Below are 4,060 nucleotides of genomic sequence, written 5' to 3'. Positions count from 1 at the left end.
TCAATCGGGATCGCTTCCCGAGACGATGGCGTTTTGCCTTTTGCCGGGGACGGTTCACGCCGAGCCCCCTGCTTTGACGCGGCCCGAGCAGGGCTGTGAGTGATGGACTATGCCTACGAGATCCGCCGGCAGGCGGAGGCGGCTCCGCGCGCCGCGTTGCCGGCCGTCGCGTCCGCATTGTGGAAGGCGTTTGGCGAGGGACACCTGTCCGAAGCCGAGGCGGAGGCTCTGTCCGGGCTGATCGAGGCCCGGCAACTGTCAGGAACCGAACGATCCGTCGAAAAGGGCGAGAACCGCACAGGACCCCCTAGGAGCCGCACAGGCTCTCGGCCGCGCTCGGATGCCTCGATGGCCCGCCGACGGCGCTGGGCGGCTTCTGGGCGGCTTCCTCCGGGCATCGCGGCGCGGTTCACGCTGGCCGAGCAGGCGGTGCTAGCTGTCGTCGCGGGCGAGGTGGCGAAGCGGGGCGACTGCCGCTTAGCCCTGGACCACATTGCGGCACTGGCAGGCGTGAGCCGCGCGACCGTCCGCAATGCGATCCGACAGGCCAAGGTGCTCGCCCTGGTGACGGTCGAGGAACGTCGTCAGTCCCGGTTCCGCAGCGACACCAACGTGGTCCGCGTCGTGTCGCGGGAATGGGTGGCGTGGCTGCGGCTAGCGCGAAAGGGGGTCACGGATCGTTACCCCCCAGGCGGAAAGGAGGGGGTGTTAAACACCAACCCCCTCGGGGAACGGACTAAGTTGAACTTAGGGCGCCAAGGAGGTCGCGAAACGCTACCACCTTCGTCACAGGGAGAGGGCGTAAATCCGTGAGCGGCACGGATACTCCTGTTTCCTACCCTGTGAATTTGGAGGGTCGAAGATCGCGAAAAGGCTGCCGAGAAGTGGGGATCAGCGTCAGGAGCGCAGCCATGTCCAAAGTCCGGGCAGCCGGTAGACGCGAGATGTGAAGCCCGAGGCCAAACGACACAGTTCACCGTAGACCAACGCCAGCCACCACAACCAAGGCTACAATCCTGATAACGCGTTATCGGAGCCTAACTGACGATCCAGCCTGACGAGCAGCCTGATCGGCATGACCCGCCGCATCTTGGCGGATGGGAACCCACGCACCCCTTGGCGATTGCCATTTTTGATTGCTGCCCAGCAGCACTCGACGCAAACCACCTGAGGGGGTGAGATTGTTTCGGGGTACAACACGATGCTGCGCAAAACCGCGATATCACTCTTTCTGACAGTGGCCTTCACGATGCCAGCCCTGGCGGAACCTGGCGCATTGGGCGAGCCGAAGATGCTGATCCACGGCAACTACTGCGGCCCAGGCAACAATGCTCCCCTTGCGCCGGTTGACGCCCTCGACGCTGCTTGCGCTCGTCACGATGCCTGCACGCCGACCGGATCGGTACCGTCTCGTGCCTGCAATGCTCGCCTTGAACAGGAAGCAACCGCCATCTCGCGCGATCCGCGGCAACCGGAGGATCTCAGGACGATGGCTGGCTTTGTCGCAGCAGGTGCGTCCATGCTTCAGATAACGGATGATGCCCATCTCACCCCGACCGTGAGGCAAGCAGGTGTGAGGCAGTAGCTCGACACGCAACGTGAGCTAAGTTCGATTCGTGAAGCCTCGGGCCGGGTGGTCGCGTGGAGGACGGTGCTGCGGGGAACAGAAACCGCCGGCGCCGGACTATGGCCCGCTTCGATAGCTTCCATCAGGTGTTGATGGTGGCCAGCGCTTTGAAGCCCCTGGGACCGGCAATGCGAACCAAAAACCGCTGGGCTGGTTAGGGCTTCATGCAGAAGCCAAGGCAGGGGTCTGAGTGTTCTTGTGCGCGTCTCAGCGACAGGATCGCGTTCAACGTCATGCTGGACGAGTTCGCGATCGCAGCGATGTCCGAAGCCATCGCCGCTCTGCGTGAAGCGAATGATCCTGCTGTGCCTGACCTCGAACACACAATCCGAACCCACCGCATCGGCATCTTCAAGCAGCGTGCCATTCTTGGCGCTGCCGGGATCATAGTGTGATGGAGCCGAACCCCGTTTATATCGTTTGGGGCGCCATGAAGGGCGGCACCGTCACCTACCGATGCCCATCGCCCGAATGGGCGGTGAGAAAGTATCGCGACATGGTTGCTCGCACACTTTCGGACGTGACGATCACAGGGCCGGACGGAGGCGTGCTGAGCCTCATTGATCTGGAGGGCGTGTCGGTCGAGGCATCCGTCCCGAAGGCCTGCGTTGCAGCTCACCAGTCCTAGGCTCACCAAATCGTCTTTAGAGCTGCCTCGAACCTCGCTGCTCGCCCCTGTCCGAGAACCAAGGCAAGCCAATCTTGGGGCAGTGGTGGCGGCCCTGCTTGCGGGGACAAGAACAGGACCGCCGCAGCGGATCGGGGGGATCAGCCGGCCGCGTATGCAACGTCAGTGACAATGCGCCAGACAGGTTGCTGAAAGATGAGCGACGAGACGGCAGCATTGCTTCTGGCGCTCGCTACCGAAAACGCGAAGCTGCGCGCGGCGCTCGCCGAGGCGCAGGAGCTGCTGATCAAGACCGCCGTTGATGCCGGCGAGATGCACGCTCGACTTGAAGAGGTGCAATGCGAGTTGGCCGTGGCGCGCGCAGACCGCGACGCCTGGATATCCGTGCGAGGCGGCAAGCATCATAATCTCGGTCACGGTGATCGCATCGTCACAGCGTATGACGTAAAGGGTGTGTCAGATCGATGGAGACGATCGGTGGCTAAAGACAAAAAGAGCGCGTTTCCCGGTTCTATACGGAACCAAAAGAACGCAGCGGACGCCGAGGCCGAGAAGGTTAGCGCCAAGATCCAAGAGGCGTTCGGAAAGCTCGCCAATAAGATGCGTCAGCGCGCCGAGAAAGCGAAGTCGAAGATGGATGAGACGCAGAAGCCTGAGAAGCGTGCAGGTTTAACGCGGCGCTTCGAGCTATACGCGGATGCGGCGACCTATCTCGAAGAACGTATTCCTCCGAGCGACGAATAATTGATGTTAGGTAGCAAACTCACCTGAGGGATAAGCGCTTCGCACTGTCCTCTCCGCTTCCACATCAAGCGTCGGAACAGCGACCTCCGCGAAGCTCCCGGCAAGCGCACCGATTTTATCGCGAGCTTCCCGTTCAAGCTCGGCACTGGATCGGCCGTCTAGGTCAGTAGAGACGTACCCTGTGATGCGCCCGTAGTCGGTGATGAGGGCGAAGTTAAATCTGCCAGATCGGCTGCGTCGGACGACGTAATGCGGCGGTGCCAATCTGTACCCTTCGCGTGAGCCATTCTCGGCTCCTACGGTGAAGGGGACGCTCTAGTTCCGCGCCAACGAAAAAGGCGCGATCCGTCGCGGTGGCCCTATCGATGCCGCCGCCCCCGCTCCTCGTCCGCCCCCGCCTCTACCGCCGCGATAGCGTTCTCAAGCTCCGCGATCCGCTTCAGCGTACTGTCGGCCGGCATCGTATCGTACTGAGCGGCTTCCATGATGAGGTCGCGCTGGCGGTTCTTGAGACGTTCAAGTAGGGCGTCGAGTTTTTCCATCGGCGCCCTCTAGCGAGAGCATTCGGCTTCGACAACCGCTATAGGAACCGTCGAGGCTGAAAGAGTTAGCTCGGCTGCTCTTCGGTCTCTTCGATCGCCGCCGCGTCGTCCATCTGTGGTGCCGGCGCGGGGCTCGGCGGTGGATCGCCCTCAGGCTCCTGAGGTGCTGGCGAGGGGTCTCCGATCGGCGCCGGATCGTCGCCGGGCTGCGGGGTGTCAGCGTCGATCATCGTCTCGCTCCTATGGCACTTCCCGGGAAGCTAAGTCGTGGTGCCCCGGCACGTTCCAGGTGATCGCCGGACTAGGTCGCGGACTCATAAAGTCCTGAGCCAGACGCGGACGGCTGCGAGCTTGACGCTGGCCAGGAAGTTTTCCGGGTCCTTGTCGTACCGTGTTGCGACCGCACGGAAGTGCTTGATCCTGCTGAAGAACCGCTCGACCAGATTGCGGTACTTGTACAGGAAGGCACTGAAGGCCGGCACGTTCTTGCGGTTGGGCATCGGCTTCACGTTCGCCCAC

The 4,060-nt window shown here is 62.3% G+C and carries 8 protein-coding genes; 5 read left to right on the top strand and 3 right to left on the bottom strand.

What is annotated here, in order from left to right:
- Positions 1-102 precede the first annotated feature (102 nt).
- The 5 genes from FV223_RS21810 to FV223_RS31995 all read left to right on the top strand — a co-directional run bounded on the left by FV223_RS21810 (position 103) and on the right by FV223_RS31995 (position 2,999).
- Complete coding sequence (locus tag FV223_RS21810; RefSeq protein ID WP_187274979.1) at positions 103-813, top strand: helix-turn-helix domain-containing protein; 711 nt, start codon at positions 103-105, stop codon at positions 811-813.
- A gap of 388 nt (positions 814-1,201) precedes the next feature.
- Entirely contained in the window at positions 1,202-1,585 is a 384-nt protein-coding gene (locus FV223_RS21805; RefSeq protein WP_147728955.1) for a hypothetical protein, read from the top strand.
- A 275-nt stretch (positions 1,586-1,860) separates the two neighbouring features.
- Positions 1,861-2,022 carry a hypothetical protein gene (locus FV223_RS30715; protein WP_187276205.1) on the top strand — a complete coding sequence of 54 codons (162 nt, stop codon included), beginning with the start codon at positions 1,861-1,863 and terminating at the stop codon, positions 2,020-2,022.
- On the top strand, positions 2,022-2,255 hold the full coding sequence (locus FV223_RS21800) for a hypothetical protein (protein WP_147728954.1): 234 nt from the start codon (positions 2,022-2,024) through the stop codon (positions 2,253-2,255). Before FV223_RS30715 ends, FV223_RS21800 begins: the two co-directional genes overlap by 1 nt.
- A 195-nt stretch (positions 2,256-2,450) precedes the next feature.
- Positions 2,451-2,999, top strand: coding sequence for a hypothetical protein (locus tag FV223_RS31995; protein ID WP_246689755.1), 549 nt, complete (start codon positions 2,451-2,453; stop codon positions 2,997-2,999).
- A gap of 359 nt (positions 3,000-3,358) precedes the next feature.
- Here FV223_RS31995 and FV223_RS21780 read toward each other — a convergent pair whose 3' ends face one another.
- The 3 genes from FV223_RS21780 to FV223_RS21775 form a co-directional block, all read right to left on the bottom strand.
- Complete coding sequence (locus tag FV223_RS21780; protein ID WP_147728952.1) at positions 3,359-3,541, bottom strand: hypothetical protein; 183 nt, start codon at positions 3,539-3,541, stop codon at positions 3,359-3,361.
- Positions 3,542-3,606: 65 nt separating this feature from the next.
- Positions 3,607-3,771 (bottom strand): hypothetical protein, encoded by a 165-nt coding sequence (locus FV223_RS30710; protein ID WP_187275652.1) that lies wholly within the window; start codon positions 3,769-3,771, stop codon positions 3,607-3,609.
- 84 nt (positions 3,772-3,855) lie between these two features.
- On the bottom strand, positions 3,856-4,060 hold a 205-nt coding region (locus FV223_RS21775), incomplete at its 5' end, for a transposase (RefSeq protein ID WP_147728951.1).

It is taken from the genome of Methylobacterium sp. WL116 (assembly GCF_008039455.1).
Taxonomy (GTDB): domain Bacteria; phylum Pseudomonadota; class Alphaproteobacteria; order Rhizobiales; family Beijerinckiaceae; genus Methylobacterium.
Note: the sequence above shows the minus strand (reverse complement) of the source record. Positions and strands in the feature narration are given on the sequence as shown.

Coding starts and splice junctions, on each gene's coding strand:
- FV223_RS21810 (WP_187274979.1), top strand. CDS start 103: ATGGACTATGCCTACGAGATCCGCCGGCAGGCGGAGGCGGCTCCGCGC.
- FV223_RS21805 (WP_147728955.1), top strand. CDS start 1,202: ATGCTGCGCAAAACCGCGATATCACTCTTTCTGACAGTGGCCTTCACG.
- FV223_RS30715 (WP_187276205.1), top strand. CDS start 1,861: ATGCTGGACGAGTTCGCGATCGCAGCGATGTCCGAAGCCATCGCCGCT.
- FV223_RS21800 (WP_147728954.1), top strand. CDS start 2,022: ATGGAGCCGAACCCCGTTTATATCGTTTGGGGCGCCATGAAGGGCGGC.
- FV223_RS31995 (WP_246689755.1), top strand. CDS start 2,451: ATGAGCGACGAGACGGCAGCATTGCTTCTGGCGCTCGCTACCGAAAAC.
- FV223_RS21780 (WP_147728952.1), bottom strand. CDS start 3,541: ATGGAAAAACTCGACGCCCTACTTGAACGTCTCAAGAACCGCCAGCGC.
- FV223_RS30710 (WP_187275652.1), bottom strand. CDS start 3,771: ATGATCGACGCTGACACCCCGCAGCCCGGCGACGATCCGGCGCCGATC.